Genomic DNA, 14097 nt, shown 5'->3' with positions numbered 1-14097 from the left:
CAGCCGCTTTTTCGCTTCCAGAGCGATCAGTAATCTGTGCCCATGTTGAACGAACAGCCCTTATCTCTCCTACCAACGAAAAGGATTTGAACATGAGCACAGCAACCTACAACCGCCTCAACAAAGACGACGCCCTGGTCCTGCTGGTCGACCACCAGACCGGCCTGATCTCTCTGGTCCAGGATTTCTCGCCCAACGAATTCAAGAACAACGTCCTGGCTCTGGCCGACCTCGCCAGATTCTTCGAGCTGCCGACCATCCTCACCACCAGCTTCGAACAAGGCCCCAACGGCCCGCTGGTCCCGGAGCTCAAGTCCATGTTCCCCGACGCGCCCTACATCGCCCGTCCCGGACAGATCAACGCCTGGGACAACGAAGACTTCGTCAAGGCCATCAAGGCCACCGGCCGCAAGCAGCTGATCATCGCCGGCGTGGTCACCGACGTCTGCGTCGCCTTCCCGACCCTCTCGGCCCTGGCCGAAGGCTTTGAAGTGTTCGTGGTCACCGACGCCTCCGGTACCTTCAACACCACCGTGCAGCAGGCCGCCTGGAACCGCATGACCCAGGCCGGCGCCCAGATGATGAACTGGTTCTCGGTCGCCTGTGAGCTGCACCGCGACTGGCGCAACGACATCGAAGGCCTGGGCAACCTGCTCTCCGAGCGCATCCCCAACTACCGCAACCTGATGAACAGCTACGCGGCGCTGACGTCGCGCTGAGTCCGGCCGGAAAGCAAAAAGCCCGCTTCGAAGCGGGCTTTTTTGATCATGGAGACTGTATTTAACCGCTCGTCGCCATCACCGCTTCACGCGGGAAATTTTCAGCAAGGCACTGGTTCATATCTTGTACACACAAAATGTAAGGCTGTTTTCGACAGCTTCAGATCGGGAAGAGTTGATCATGAGAAAGTTGACCAGAACACCCTTGTTTGTGCCAGGCGCTGCGATCTTCGTATTGGGCTGGGTGATGATTTTCAACAACCTTGTCAGCCTTGCCTGAACCGGACACAAACTCTTCTATCCGGTAAGCGTCTGCTACCGGCCTGTGTTGTATTGACGCTCGCTTGAAGCGAGCGTCATGAGCCGATCAATGACCGAACTTCATTTCGGTCTTGCGCGCAAAACCTGCACTGCCCTGTTCAACCGCTGCCAGCTCACTCTTGAGCTGTGCGACAAGTGAAGCAATGGCCCGGCTGGTTTCCAGACCCTCGACAGGAATGCCTTCGGCAATCACCGCGGCGTGACCTTTCATTGGGTGAAACAGCTCGACGGTCATCAGGCCGTCCGGATTGATCGAACAGACACTTTTCATGGGCAGAAAACCGGATTCAATAATCTGGCGTAATTCTAATTGCGACAGCATGGAGCACTCTCCTGACGCTTGGGCGCCTATTGCTCGGGACAACTTATCGGTGGATGCCCTCTGCACGCAGTCGTTCCCTGAGAATGACCAGGCGGTCGGAAAATTTCCCCAGGCTGCGCAAACGTCCCCGATTTGCTGTCAGGAAGAGTATTTCAGGATGTGACGAGAAATTTCAGCTGCCGCTTGAGGTCTGAATGATCAGGAACTTGCCAAGGTTGAACATCAATGAAGTTTGCGAAATTTGCCCAAGGTCTGTCCCGATGGGCAGGAAGCCCGAAAACATTCATGGCAGCCATTGTGCTCATCTGTCTGTGGGCATCGAGTGGTCCCTGGTTTCATTACAACGATACGTGGCAACTGATCATCAATACGTCAACCACCATCATCACTTTCCTGATGGTGTTTCTGATCCAGAACACCCAGAACCGCGACAATGATGTTCTGCATATCAAGATCGATGAATTGCTGCGTGTCACCAAGGACGCCCAAAACGCTTTGCTGAGCCTGGACAATCTGGATCAGAACGAACTTCGCGAGCTGCGCAAGAAGTACAAGGCTTTGGGCCAGAGCGAAATAGAACTGCCTGAAGAGCGTTAAGGCCTGCGGATATCAGGGGCTGTCCGTCAACAGCCGATCGATTTCTCCCGATACCTTGAGTTGTTCGAACGCGGCGCGAGCCCGGGTCACGACGTCATCCGGCGTATCCAGGCTGAATGCCATATAGATACTGGCTGGCAGCTGATCCAGGGTTCCGACCGCCTCGAGCCGGGTGAAATCCACTCGGGCTTCATCACTCAGCAGACGAGCCTCGCGTTCGGACATCGGCAATAGCTGGACCTGATGGTTGAGCAACTTCTGAAAGCTGTCACGATTGGTGGTCGAGACCACCAGCCGCGCAAAACCCTGGGCCTGAAGGTACAACTGCCTTGAATCGTCGCGTACCACGCCGACGCTGAAACGCCGTGCATCGATCAGGCTGGAAGGCGTTATGTCGCGCTCCTCACGAAGCCGATAAAGGCGGGTTTGCGCCTGCCCGATCTCACCGACCCATTTGAACAGGGATTCACGCGCCGAGGTGCGGATCATTGGGTAGATCAGTACGTTGGGTTCGCGCAGGGCTTTCTCATAAGCACGCGCCCACGGATAAAGCTGAATGCGATAGTCGTCGAATACGGCCTTTTTCAACACGCGCTCGACCACTTGCGTACCAGGCCCCGCGACCCGGCCTCCGCGCAGATACGCATAGGATGAGTCTTCGGTCACCACGATGATGCTGTCGGCGCGGCTGTGCAAAGCCAACAGAGCCAACACCAGGCATAGGCTGAGTTTCAGGCGAAGGTTCATGGGCGTGCTCGCTCGTTCAATTGGCCACCCGATCGCGCCCCTGACGCTTGGCGCGATACAGCGCCTGGTCCGCGCGCTGCAGCAACAGGTCGAAATGGTCCATGGTGTCGGGGTCCAGCTCGGCCACACCGATGCTCAAGGTCACATACGGCGACACCGAAGAGCTGCCATGAGGCAATTCGCGCTCCGCCAGAAAAGTACGCAACCGCTCGGCGGCCGCGTTGGCCTGGAGCAGATCGACGTTGGGCAGCATCACGACGAATTCCTCGCCACCCAGACGAGCCGTAACCTCTCCCGAGCGGCCGAACACACCACGCAAGGCTTCGGCCACCTGCTTGAGGCATTCATCGCCCAGCATGTGGCCGTGGGTGTCGTTGTAGAGCTTGAAGAAATCGACATCGCACATCAGCACCGCAAGCGGTGTCTTGTGGCGAACCGCACGGCGGAATTCGATTTCCTTGAGTTCGTCGAAATGTCGCCGGTTGGCAAGTCCCGTCAGGGGGTCGTGACGCGACAGGGCTTCGAGCGACTGGTTGGCCGCCTGCAATTCCGCAGTCCGGGCCTGGACCTGTTCGGCAAGCTGGTCGCGACTGGCGGCCAGCGCCAGTTCATCGCAGCGCTGGCGCTCCAGATGCGCGTAGAGATTGTCCTGCAACGCATTGACCTGGGTTTCGAGCAGGCTCAATTCGTCCTGGCGCGAGGCTGAGCGTTGCAGTTTCAAAGGCTGCTTGAGCGTCTGGGGAGCCAGTTTGCCCAGGTGCCTGGCAATGTGTTTTACATGCACGGTGACCAGCCGGTTGAACATCGTCATGATCAGTCCGGCCAGCAACAATGACTGGATGACCTGCGTGATGAAAATGCTGCGCGCCTCGCCCCAGAGACGCTCCCAGAGCAGGCCGGCATCGCCTTCGATGGTCAGTTGACCCACGGTCTCGCGCGCCCCGGCATAAGGCTCATTGATCAGTTCACGATGCAGCAATGGCGCGACGCTCGAGGGTTCCAGCCCCGGCCGCTTGATCTCGATCACTTCGGAAGACTGCCCCGGACGCACGATGCTCAACTTCACTCGCCCCACCGGCGCGGCCTGGGCGACACTGGCAAGCTGCTTGCCCAGCGACTCGCGATCCATCTCCCAGATCGCCTCGGACAGCGTGTTCTGAAAGACCTGATCGATCAGCGCCAACTCAGAATTCATCGATCTGAGGTTGCCTTCCCAGGCGAACCAGGTGCGCACGGTGACCATCGCCAGGGTGAAGACCAGGCAGAACAGCAGCGTGACCAATACCAGACGACGCCCCAGCGATCCGGAGGGTTTGGGCACGACAGCGTCCGAGGTCCGGAAACGGTCGTTCATGTCACAACCATTTGCGCGCGATGGCGTCGTACACGCCATTGCGACGAATCGTCTGCAAGCCTTCGCGAAATTTCTCGACCGTTTCGATCGGCGTCTTGCGGCTGAACGCCATGCTCAGTCCTTCTTCGCTGCTCAGTTCGGGCAACGGCAGCGAGCGGATCAGGACTTTGTTGGGGTCTTCACCATTTTGCCGGGTCAAGTACAGCGCGTTGAGTTCGTTGGATATCCAGAGCTCGACGTGATCGACCTTGAGTTTGCGATAGTTATGCTCGTACTTGTTGCTCGATTGAAGTTGCGCGCCAATGCGAAAGCCCTGGGACAACAGATACTGTTCGCCGACGTCCTGATTGACGGTCGCGATCTGATGGTTGCGGGCATCGGCCAGAGAGTCGAGGCGTACCGGACGCTCCGCCAGGGAGTATAGAAACCATTTGGTCGGCGCTATGGCGCCCACCCACTGGAACAACGGTTCGCGCGCCGGCGTGCGCACGATCGAGTAAATCAGTACGTTGCTGTCATTGAGCGCCAGTTCATAGGCGCGCGCCCAAGGCATGACCTGGATGGATGCCTGCAGGCCGACTTCCTTGAGCACCGCTTCGACCACTTCGGTACTCATGCCGGTCACTTTACCGTGACGGGTCATGTTGTAAGGCGGCAACTCTTCGGTGACGATACGCAGCGGCGCGTTTTCCGCGCGGCCCGGCAATGCCCAGAGAGCGGCCATGGCCAGCATAAAGCCCAGCATCAGAACACGACGAAGCGGCAGAACCATCGATGGGCACCTTGAGGCGACAATAAATGAGCGAACTGACTGGCTATCGGCTCATTCGATGTTCCCATGAGTGCTGCACGTCGGAGCACCGTACAGTTTTTTGCGACGGTCCTGCCCCTAATTGTTCATTCATATGGCGATTAAGCAAACAGATAGGGCTAGAATGCCGAATCATGATGCGGGCTCAATAATCGAAGTCGCAGAATTTCATTTTTCATTGTTATCAAGGCAGACCCTTTGGAAGAGCTTAATCGACTTGTAACCGGTATCCCCGGATTGGACGATCTTTTGAGAGGAGGTCTGATCGCAGGCGCTGCCTATATCGTTCAAGGTCGCCCGGGGTCGGGCAAGACGATATTTGCCAACCAACTGGCATTCAATCACGTTCACCGGGGCGGCCGTGCTCTGGTCGCCACATTGCTTGCCGAATCTCACGAGCGACTGTTCAAGTATCTGTCGACTTTCAGTTTTTACGACCCGCAGAAGATCGGGGCTGAAATACAATTCGTCAGCGCTTTCGATACGCTCGAGAACGAAGGTCTGGATGAAGTCGTGAAGCTGCTGCGCAGGGAAATCATGCGCCAGAAGGCTTCGGTGCTGGTCGTGGACGGGCTGCTCAATGCCAGGTCCCAGGCGGGCTCGACCATCGACACCAAGAAATTCATTGCCGAATTGCAAGGTCACGCTGCCTTTGCCGGCTGCACCGTGCTGTTCCTCACCAGCTCGAAGCTGGATGACGGCAGCCCTGAGCACACCATGGTCGACGGTGTCATCGAAATCGGCGAAGAACTGGTCGGTACGCGTTCGGTTCGCCAGATCCAGCTACGCAAGACCCGGGGCAGCGCAGCTCTGTCGGGCCTGCATGAATGCCTGATTGGCGACAACGGGTTTGTTATCCATCCCCGGCTAGAAGCCCTTTACAGTTGCCCGAGTGATACGCAAAGTTCCGACATCTCCGTTTTCAGCAGCGGATCCCCGGATCTGGACAAAGCCTTGGGCGGCGGTCTGATTCAATCCAGTGTCACGTTGGCCATCGGGCCATCAGGCGTCGGAAAAACGACCCTTGGCATCAGTTTTCTTGCTGCTTCGACCCCAGAGGAGCCCGGTCTGCATTTCGGCTTCTACGAGCCGCCGAACCGTTTGAAAATCAAGGCTGGGGTTTTGGGTTATGACTTCCAGAAGCTGGAAGAAAGCGGCGCGCTGCACATTGCCTGGCAACCCACGACATCCGGTCTGCTTGACAGTCTTGGCGCGCAACTGATCGCACTGGTGGACAAGCACAAGATCAAGCGTGTCCTGCTCGACAGTCTGGGGGGCATGGCCAAGCCCTGCAACAATCCTGACCGGTTAAGCGCCTTCTTCACCGCGTTGATGGGCGAAATGCGTGCCCGGGATGTGCTGGTTCTGGCGACCTGGGAAGTGCGCAGTCTGTTCGGTTCGGAGGTCAATGCGCCCAGCTCGGATCTGTCGAGTATTGCGGACAACATTCTGTTGATGCGATTCGTGGAACATGAGGCTGAACTTAAACGCCAGCTGTCCATTCTGAAAGTCAGGGACAGCGTTTATGACGCGTCCGTCATGGAACTCATCCTCAAGGATAATGGCGTGGGCCTCAAGAAAACTCCAAAAAATGCCCGATCAGCATCGTCTGGAAACGCGTCCACGACTATGAAGCCGTGATCAGCGATGGGGATTGAAATGCACACCATCCTGATCGTCGACGATGAGTACCTGATTGCGGATATCCTTGGCATGGCGCTCGAGGACGAAGGTTTCAATGTCGTGACGGCGAACAGTGCGCGCAAGGGACTGGACATTCTGGAAAGGGATCGCCCGTCTCTGGTGATTACCGACTACATGATGCCCGGCATGAACGGCGCGGAATTCGCTCGTGAAATCCTTTCACGCCCGGCATTCCAGGACACGCCGATCATTCTGATGACGGGAGCGCAAGGGCCTGAAGGTCGTTCCGCTCCCGAGCTCTTCAAAAGAGTGGTCGACAAGCCTTTTGAAATCCTCTCGATGCTCGATGTCATCAATGCCGTGCTGGCCGAGGCATACGAATAGACACAGCGCTACAGGGCGAGCCCGAAGGCTCGCCGCGGTCGGATCACTTCAACTGATTGGCGAATCGGCCGACCGCGCCGACCACCTGCTTGGCGCCTTCCTGGATTTCCACGATCACCGCGCCCGCTTCGTTGGCCAGCGCCAGTCCTTGTTCGGCCTGGACACGACTGTTGGCCATGCCACGCACGGCTTCATCGGCCAACGCCTGGTTCTGCTGCACGACATTGACGATCTCTTCGGTCGCGGCGCTGGTTCGACCGGCCAGCTGTCGCACCTCGTCGGCCACTACCGCGAAGCCGCGGCCCTGTTCGCCGGCACGCGCCGCCTCGATGGCAGCATTGAGGGCCAGCAGGTTGGTCTGTTGGGCGATTCCGCCGATGGTCTGCACGATCGAACTGATCAGCAATGACTGCTTGCCCAGCGCTTCGATGCCCGAGGACGCCGACTGCATTTCATCCGAGATCCTGCGCATGGTCTGCACCGTGTTCTGCACCACATCGGCGCCCCGTTGCGCGGTCACATCGGTTTGCTGGGAAATCTCGAAGGCCACGCCGGCCGCCTCGCTGACCTCTTCTTCCCGCGCGACCTGATCGGTGATCACGGTCGCGAACTTGACCACTTTATACAGCCTGCCCTGGGCATCGTGGACCGGGTTATAGGTCGCTTCCAGCCACACCACCCGGCCGTGTGCGTCGATACGCTTGAAGCGGTTGGCCACGAATTCGCCGCGGTTGAGGGTGGCCCAGAAATCCTTGTACTGACTGGATGACACTTCCTGCGGATCGCAGAACAGACTGTGATGCTTGCCCTTGATCTGCGCCAGGCTGTAACCCATGCCTCGCAGGAACTGATCGTTGGCCTTGAGCACATGCCCGCCGAGGTCGAACTCGATGACAGCGGTCGAGCGCAACAGCGCCTGGATGAAGGCGCTGTTCTCAGCCGCCACTTCAACGGATTCGGTAATGTCGGTGCCGTAGCACTTGAGGTTCTGCAGTTTTCCGTGCTCGTCCAGAATCGGCTGCCACATCGCATAGATCCAGGCCAGACTGCCATCGGCGCGCAGGAACCGGTACTTGTCGATCACCGATTCGCCTTTCTGGACGGCTATTCGAAGGTTGCGATAACAATCGAGTTGTTTGACGTAGGCCGGGACCATCTGGTCCATATTGCGGCCTTCCAGCTGCTGCGCGGTATAGCCCAGCATCCGGAGGAAATTGTCATTGGCGTGCACAATGCAGTAATTAGGATCGAGCACCAGCGACACCATCTGCGCGTCCATGCCCTTCTGCATCTGACGGAAAACGGACAGTTCCGCCTCTTGCGCCAGTAATTCCTTTTTCAAGCGGGTGTTGAACATGATGGCACCGAACCTTTAGAGATACCGGGTTATCGGCACGTCCCACCCTGACATGAAGTTCATTCGTCGAAAATCCGGCGGCCGCCGTGCACAGTCCAGGCTTCAACCGTTGACTCGGTTGCCCGGCAATCCCCGGATCGTCAAAGCGCCCCTGATTCGACTGATCGATCCTGGACTTGCAGGCCGTGCAAGGCTGACGTTTTAGAGTACGTCGGCTGGAAACGGTATCGATGAACAATTCATTTGAACACCTCCATGATCTTCGCCGAATGAAGTTATATTCTTGCGGATAGATAAAACCTGTCCGTTATCACTGAAGTTACAAATTCACCGATCTTGCGTACTTTTTTGTCCGTTCTTGCAGTACTTGAACAATAGCTGCCCACCGGACTTGTCTCGCCTTCTCGCTGTCCGCTGTCTATGCTGTAGCCATTCGTTATGATGACGAACCCGTGCACTGACAACCCCTTTCCTGTACCAGACCGTTATCATCTGTTCAATCCGGTCTACCCAACGGAGATCAACGGAGCGTATGAAAGCAATCATCACCGGTATCACGGGTCAAGACGGCGCTTATCTGGCCGAACTTCTGCTTGAAAAAGGCTATACCGTCTACGGCACCTTTCGCCGGACCAGCTCTGTCAATTTCTGGCGCATCGAAGAGCTCGGGATCCACAATCATCCCGATCTGCACCTGGTTGAATATGATCTGACCGATCTGTCCGCCAGTATTCGCCTTCTGCAAAAGACCGAAGCCACCGAGGTGTACAACCTCGCCGCCCAGAGTTTTGTGGGTGTGTCGTTCGACCAGCCCGTGACGACTGCAGAGATCACAGGCTTGGGCGCGGTCAATCTTCTGGAAGCGATCCGCATCGTCAATCCGCACATCCGTTTTTATCAAGCCTCCACGTCGGAAATGTTTGGCAAGGTGCAGGCTATTCCTCAGGTCGAAACTACGCCCTTCTATCCGCGTAGCCCTTATGGCGTCGCCAAGCTTTACGCCCACTGGATGACCATCAATTACCGGGAGTCCTACGGGATATTCGCGGCCAGCGGGATTTTGTTCAATCATGAATCACCCCTTCGCGGACGGGAATTCGTGACTCGCAAGATCACTGACTCGGTAGCCAAGATCAAACTGGGGCTTCTGGACTCATTCGAACTGGGCAACATGGATGCCAAACGAGACTGGGGATTTGCCAAGGAATATGTCGAAGGCATGTGGCGCATGCTGCAGACCGAGCAAGCCGATACCTTTCTTTTGGCCACGAACCGTACCGAAACCGTGCGCAGTTTTGTCAGCATGGCGTTCAAGGCAGTGGGTACCGTTATCGAGTGGGATGGCGAAGCCGAGGCCGAGCGCGGCATCGATGCCGCTACCGGAAAAGTGCTGGTGAGCGTCAATCCAAAGTTCTATCGCCCTACCGAAGTTGAACTCCTTATCGGCAACCCTGCCAAAGCCCGGGAAGTTCTGGGCTGGGAAGCCAAAACCGAACTCGAAGAACTGTGCCGCATTATGGTCCAGGCCGATTTGCGTCGTAATGAAAAGGGCTTTTCCTTCTGATGACTATTGCCGGCAAGCGCGCGCTGATCACAGGTATCCATGGTTTCACGGGCCGCTACATGGCGTCGGAACTTGCCGCCCAGGGCTGCGAAGTCCACGGTCTGGGCAGCCAGCCTTCGCAAGACTCGAACTATCATCAGGTGGATCTGGCAGACGTGGCGGGTCTGCAACGCTTGCTCAAGGAGATTCAACCAGATCTGATTGTGCACCTGGCCGCCGTAGCTTTCGTTGGGCACGGAGCAGCGCAGGCTTTTTACCAGGTCAACCTGATCGGGACACGCAATCTGCTCGAAGCGATCGGATCATGCAGCAAAGTGCCCGATTGCGTATTGCTGGCCAGCAGCGCCAATGTATACGGCAACGCTGCGACGGGCATGCTGGATGAAACCACCATGCCTGCCCCGGCCAACGATTACGCCGTCAGCAAACTGGCCATGGAACACATGGCCAGGCTGTGGCACGAGCGGCTGCCCATCGTCATTACGCGTCCGTTCAATTACACCGGAGTGGGTCAGGCCGATAATTTCCTGTTGCCCAAGATCGTTTCGCATTTTCTTAACAAGGCTGAAACGATCGAACTGGGCAATCTGGATGTCTGGCGAGACTTCAGCGATGTACGCTCCATCGTCAGCGCCTATAGAGGCCTGCTGGAAAGACAGCCTTCGGGACACACTATCAATGTGTGTTCCGGCATCACGCATTCGCTTCGCGAAGTGATCGATATATGTCGGCAGATTACCGGTCAGAATATCGAGGTTCAGGTGAACCCTGCCTTCGTTCGGACCAACGAGGTCAAGACGCTGTGTGGCAACAACGCACGTCTTCGTTCCTGGATACAGGACTGGAGCACTCCCCCGCTTCGGGAAACGCTGGAATGGATGCTGTCGAACGCTTGAAGGATCACTCTGTTTCCAAATGCCTGGAGCCTCAATTGTTTCTATCGACTACAAATTCCGGCTATGCATCAAAAATGAGACGCCGCCAAGATCAGGGCCGGTCGTATAGCTAGCTATATAGCTATCTGGACGTTTCAAAGCCGGATATCGGGACAAATAAGCGACTGCACAGCAGCATGCCTGCAGCTGGAGCCTGGTTGCCGCATCAGAATCCCGCCCCTTCAGCATCCTTTTCCTACGCTTCCAAAGTCTATCGACTACAAATTCCGGCTATCCAGAAATGAATCAAGTAGATATCTAGCTATCTATATAGCTAGATATCTATTAGCCAAGCCATTGATTTTACTAGTCTTTCAGGATTTCTAGTGGATTTTCGACGGGCTCGACCAGACCATCTCCGAGCGAAAGCCGCATTTGCGCGGCTTCATGGAAGCGGAAGATCAGACTTTTCACCGTCTTGCCTTCGGTGATGGTTTCGTAAGTGATGCAGATGCCCGATTTGGCCATGATCTCGTTGATGGAGGGGGCAATCACTCTTTGCCGCAAGTTGTTGAAACGTTTGTAGCTTTCGCCCAGGTCGAGAAGCGTACGCAGTCTCTCGACCTCGATCACCAGTACCCCGGTGCTTTTGAACTGCATCATGAGTTCGAACAACCTGAAACTGTGCATCGAATTCAGATTGGCCACGCGGCGCAGATCGTAAGACGTCAACTTGCTGTTGAGCATGGAGAGGTAGGGGATCACATCCACAGTGAAGTTCAGGGTCACCCGGCCTTCGCCCTCGGCGTAGGCCGCCTTGTAGACCCACCGGATGCGTGTGCGGTTCTTGCCATCGAATGTCTGGATATCCCGCTCGTAAAGCGAGTCTGCCGCTTCCTTGAGGTTGGTGTAGGCAAAGCGGATGGGCACGCCGTAGATATCCGCAAAACTGGCGGCCGTCACTGTGATCTTCGAAGGCATGGGCTTGCGCGGGTCGACCTGGGCGATTGCCGCCAGCAGCAATCGCTGCTCCTGAAGGGTCAAGCGGTATGAAGCACTGATGAGATCGTTGGCTTTGGTCACGAGCAACGATGAGGGTTCTTTGGCGGTCATCGACTATTCCTAGTGCGGCAAGGAGTCGATAGTAACAACGTTGCTCTCCAAGTTCTGCCTGTTTGAACACCCTGAAATGTATTGCTGCTGAGGGGGCAAAGGCTAGCCAGAATTTGTAGTCGATAGCCGAATGCCATAGCCGGAATTTGTAGTCGTTGCTTTTTCGTTGCCAGTGAAGAAGCGTGCAAGCCTCGGCGAGATGGGTAGCCGGAATTTGTAGTCGATGCAATAGCCGTTTGAATGCTTGTAGGAAAGGTATGTCAGAAAGCGGTAGTGGCTGAATGCCTTGTCTGGCAAGGCCTCGAGCCCTGCACTTGAGTTGAAAAGAGCCAGAAATCAGGCAGATGATTGGCTGGCGATCCAGGCAATGCGCCTGGATCGAGCCTATGTCGAAAAAAACGGTTCCAGGACCACAGATCTTCTCCACCAGGCCTGTGGATAACAGCCGGAATCTGTAGTCGTCATAGCTGAAATTTGTAGTCGATACAGCTGAAATTTGTAGTCGTCATAGCTGGAATTTGTAGTCGTATAGCCGGAATCTGTAGTCGATGCACCGCTGGAGGCCACGTAAATCAAGGGCTGCAGAGGTGCTAAAAACAAGCTTTAAAAACAAGCTTTAAAAACAAGAAAAAAAGATTTTAAAAACGCGAGCGAAAAGCAAATTTTCTTTTTCGAAAAAATCAAAAGCGAAAAAGCACCAAAGCGACAGTCTGATTCTCAATCCGGCCTTCTGAGCCGCTCAGGAAAGCCATCTGAATCTACCCCTTGGGGTATCACTACAAATCCCCTAAAAGCTCCACAAGAGACTCTGAGAGCCTTTAAGTGGTATTTACAACGGATATCTGTACATTCCTGTTCATAAAGCGCTTTACATTTGCGCCTGGCAGGCGCTGAAGGTCACCTTGATACTTCAAGCGGCTTTTTGACCCAGTTATCGATTCTGACACCTGTCTCAGGGAAACCCTACATGAGATGGACCACAAGCGCTCTAGGAGCGTTCTTCCATCTTACTTCGGGGTCAGACAGAAACTACTGACAGAGTAGCTCAGCGAAGAGTAAAAATACCTGAAAAATAATAGATAGCTATCTAGATAGATAGCTATAATGCCGTTTGAAGGGGTCCTACCGAATTGCTGGAAAACGGACAAGAGGGGTCAAAGTGACCATATTTGCATGTGTTAACACCAAGGGTGGCGTAGGAAAGACGACTACCGCGGTACATCTGGCAACGATGTTGGCAACTCGCGGTAACACCTTGCTTATCGACGGCGATCCGCAGGCCAGCGCAGCCAGCTGGGCCGCATGGCGTCGTGATAACCCTGAATACAGCCCAAGCCCTACGACTGTTTGCCTTCAGGGAAAAGCCATCAATTCAGAGGGGCGGCAATTGGCGGGGTCATACGCGCATGTCGTCGTGGACGCCGGCGGACGCGATTCTGTAGGTCTGCGTTCCGCTTTGCTGTTGGCAGAGGTCGTTATCGTGCCCGTCGGTGCGAGTTCATTTGACGCGGCCGCAATGACCGATCTGCTGACGGTGGTTGACCTGGCCCGCGACTATAACCCGGCGCTGGAAGTGAAAATGCTGCTGTCCAGAGTCGATGCACGCACCAAAGACACGGGCGAGATGTTGAGTTTCCTTGAAGAACAGTCCTTCTCTGTGTTCAAGACAAAGATCTGCGAGCGTGTGGCATTTCGACGTTGCATCAGCGAAGGAGCGATCGTTCATGAACTCAAGCGTGATCACGCTGCCATCCAGGAAATGAACGCGTTTATCGCCGAGGTATTGGGATGATCAAGGCAAAGCCGGATATCAAAAGCTTCAAGAAAGACCCTAATGAGTTCCTGGAGGGCGGCGAAGCTGATAAAGCAATGTTGAAAGCGAGCTCCGTGGACGCACAGAACAATGCCGACTCCATACAAGCGCAGGCGCAGATCGAAGCCTTGAAACCGGAGCCGACTGTGCAAAAGCTGTTCAGGCTTCGCTGGGACATTGCCAACGCGTTGAAATTGGGCGCTGCTCAGGAATCGGCCAGGACTGGCAAGCGTGTGACCGAGACAGACATCGTCCAACAATTACTGAAACAACACTATAGCTTGAAATAGTTAGCTAGATATCTAGCTATATATCTATCACTTAAAGCGCTGCTGCAGGAAAATCCCCGGCAGCGCGATAAGTCTGCTACGGTAAGTTTGAAGCCGAATCAATACCACCCCACCCATGAGTTAAGGCTTCCTGGCCTTTTCCCTGTACAGCCTGCCGGGGGAGAAGCAAAGCGGCGGCTCATATAG

General features: G+C 55.6%; 13 protein-coding genes and 2 pseudogenes. 8 read left to right on the top strand and 7 right to left on the bottom strand.

Features of this window, described 5'->3' with window-relative positions; genetic code table 11:
- Nucleotides 1-92: 92 nt before the first annotated feature.
- Nucleotides 93-719 carry an isochorismate family cysteine hydrolase YcaC gene (gene ycaC / locus TRP66_RS21735; RefSeq protein ID WP_333406968.1) on the top strand — a complete coding sequence of 209 codons (627 nt, stop codon included), beginning with the start codon at nt 93-95 and terminating at the stop codon, nt 717-719.
- A 367-nt stretch (nt 720-1086) separates the two neighbouring features.
- Here the strand turns inward: ycaC and TRP66_RS21730 are convergent, their stop codons facing one another.
- Nucleotides 1087-1362: a DUF1652 domain-containing protein gene (locus tag TRP66_RS21730; RefSeq protein ID WP_333407063.1), complete on the bottom strand. Its 276-nt coding sequence runs from the start codon at nt 1360-1362 to the stop codon at nt 1087-1089.
- Nucleotides 1363-1587: 225 nt separating this feature from the next.
- Between TRP66_RS21730 and TRP66_RS21725 the strand changes: the two genes are divergently transcribed.
- Nucleotides 1588-1959, top strand: a complete 372-nt coding sequence (locus TRP66_RS21725; RefSeq protein ID WP_333407061.1) for a low affinity iron permease family protein — start codon at nt 1588-1590, stop codon at nt 1957-1959.
- 12 nt (nt 1960-1971) lie between these two features.
- On the opposite strand, the gene TRP66_RS21720 is transcribed toward TRP66_RS21725, so the two are convergent.
- Genes TRP66_RS21720 through TRP66_RS21710 form a run of 3 tightly spaced genes read right to left on the bottom strand, consistent with a single transcriptional unit; the run spans nt 1972 to nt 4832 of the window.
- Nucleotides 1972-2706: a substrate-binding periplasmic protein gene (locus tag TRP66_RS21720; protein ID WP_333407059.1), complete on the bottom strand. Its 735-nt coding sequence runs from the start codon at nt 2704-2706 to the stop codon at nt 1972-1974.
- Nucleotides 2707-2722: 16 nt separating this feature from the next.
- Nucleotides 2723-4060, bottom strand: a complete 1338-nt coding sequence (locus tag TRP66_RS21715) for a GGDEF domain-containing protein (protein ID WP_333407057.1) — start codon at nt 4058-4060, stop codon at nt 2723-2725.
- Nucleotide 4061: 1 nt separating this feature from the next.
- Nucleotides 4062-4832 carry a substrate-binding periplasmic protein gene (locus tag TRP66_RS21710; protein WP_333407054.1) on the bottom strand — a complete coding sequence of 257 codons (771 nt, stop codon included), beginning with the start codon at nt 4830-4832 and terminating at the stop codon, nt 4062-4064.
- A 237-nt stretch (nt 4833-5069) separates the two neighbouring features.
- Between TRP66_RS21710 and TRP66_RS21705 the strand changes: the two genes are divergently transcribed.
- Together TRP66_RS21705 and TRP66_RS21700 are read left to right on the top strand one after the other, a co-directional pair.
- Nucleotides 5070-6512, top strand: coding sequence for an ATPase domain-containing protein (locus TRP66_RS21705; protein WP_333407052.1), 1443 nt, complete (start codon nt 5070-5072; stop codon nt 6510-6512).
- Nucleotides 6513-6530: 18 nt separating this feature from the next.
- Nucleotides 6531-6899, top strand: a complete 369-nt coding sequence (locus TRP66_RS21700; protein ID WP_333407051.1) for a response regulator — start codon at nt 6531-6533, stop codon at nt 6897-6899.
- A gap of 43 nt (nt 6900-6942) precedes the next feature.
- Here the strand turns inward: TRP66_RS21700 and TRP66_RS23750 are convergent.
- Together TRP66_RS23750 and TRP66_RS23745 are read right to left on the bottom strand one after the other, a co-directional pair.
- Nucleotides 6943-7377 (bottom strand): annotated as a pseudogene (locus TRP66_RS23750) (methyl-accepting chemotaxis protein); the annotation flags it as partial.
- Nucleotides 7378-7479: 102 nt separating this feature from the next.
- A pseudogene (locus TRP66_RS23745) lies at nt 7480-8166 on the bottom strand (PAS domain-containing protein); the annotation flags it as partial.
- Nucleotides 8167-8788: 622 nt separating this feature from the next.
- Here TRP66_RS23745 and gmd point away from each other — a divergent pair.
- Nucleotides 8789-9820 (top strand): GDP-mannose 4,6-dehydratase, encoded by a 1032-nt coding sequence (gene gmd / locus TRP66_RS21690; protein WP_333406984.1) that lies wholly within the window; start codon nt 8789-8791, stop codon nt 9818-9820.
- A complete protein-coding gene (locus TRP66_RS21685; protein WP_333406982.1) occupies nt 9820-10716 on the top strand; it encodes a GDP-mannose 4,6-dehydratase in 897 nt (298 codons plus the stop codon). Before gmd ends, TRP66_RS21685 begins: the two co-directional genes overlap by 1 nt.
- Before the next feature lie 345 nt (nt 10717-11061).
- Here TRP66_RS21685 and TRP66_RS21680 read toward each other — a convergent pair whose 3' ends face one another.
- A complete protein-coding gene (locus tag TRP66_RS21680; RefSeq protein ID WP_333406980.1) occupies nt 11062-11808 on the bottom strand; it encodes a replication initiation protein in 747 nt (248 codons plus the stop codon).
- A gap of 1159 nt (nt 11809-12967) precedes the next feature.
- On the opposite strand from TRP66_RS21680, the gene TRP66_RS21675 reads away from it, so the two are divergent.
- Nucleotides 12968-13600 (top strand): ParA family protein, encoded by a 633-nt coding sequence (locus tag TRP66_RS21675; protein WP_333406978.1) that lies wholly within the window; start codon nt 12968-12970, stop codon nt 13598-13600.
- Entirely contained in the window at nt 13597-13911 is a 315-nt protein-coding gene (locus tag TRP66_RS21670) for a hypothetical protein (RefSeq protein WP_333406976.1), read from the top strand. Before TRP66_RS21675 ends, TRP66_RS21670 begins: the two co-directional genes overlap by 4 nt.
- The last annotated feature ends 186 nt before the right edge of the window (nt 13912-14097 follow it).

The organism is Pseudomonas sp. JDS28PS106 (assembly GCF_036706555.1).
In the GTDB taxonomy this organism is placed as follows: Bacteria; Pseudomonadota; Gammaproteobacteria; order Pseudomonadales; family Pseudomonadaceae; genus Aquipseudomonas.
The sequence above is the reverse complement of the archived record's forward strand: the minus strand, read 5'-3'. Positions and strand labels throughout refer to the sequence as shown.

Excerpts from the sequence above, each read along its gene's own strand:
- TRP66_RS21685 (WP_333406982.1), top strand. The coding sequence starts at position 9,820 with ATGACTATTGCCGGCAAGCGCGCGCTGATCACAGGTATCCATGGTTTC.
- gmd (WP_333406984.1), top strand. The coding sequence starts at position 8,789 with ATGAAAGCAATCATCACCGGTATCACGGGTCAAGACGGCGCTTATCTG.
- TRP66_RS21670 (WP_333406976.1), top strand. The coding sequence starts at position 13,597 with ATGATCAAGGCAAAGCCGGATATCAAAAGCTTCAAGAAAGACCCTAAT.
- TRP66_RS21725 (WP_333407061.1), top strand. The coding sequence starts at position 1,588 with ATGAAGTTTGCGAAATTTGCCCAAGGTCTGTCCCGATGGGCAGGAAGC.
- TRP66_RS21715 (WP_333407057.1), bottom strand. The coding sequence starts at position 4,060 with ATGAACGACCGTTTCCGGACCTCGGACGCTGTCGTGCCCAAACCCTCC.
- TRP66_RS21710 (WP_333407054.1), bottom strand. The coding sequence starts at position 4,832 with ATGGTTCTGCCGCTTCGTCGTGTTCTGATGCTGGGCTTTATGCTGGCC.
- TRP66_RS21720 (WP_333407059.1), bottom strand. The coding sequence starts at position 2,706 with ATGAACCTTCGCCTGAAACTCAGCCTATGCCTGGTGTTGGCTCTGTTG.
- TRP66_RS21680 (WP_333406980.1), bottom strand. The coding sequence starts at position 11,808 with ATGACCGCCAAAGAACCCTCATCGTTGCTCGTGACCAAAGCCAACGAT.
- TRP66_RS21730 (WP_333407063.1), bottom strand. The coding sequence starts at position 1,362 with ATGCTGTCGCAATTAGAATTACGCCAGATTATTGAATCCGGTTTTCTG.
- TRP66_RS21700 (WP_333407051.1), top strand. The coding sequence starts at position 6,531 with ATGCACACCATCCTGATCGTCGACGATGAGTACCTGATTGCGGATATC.
- ycaC (WP_333406968.1), top strand. The coding sequence starts at position 93 with ATGAGCACAGCAACCTACAACCGCCTCAACAAAGACGACGCCCTGGTC.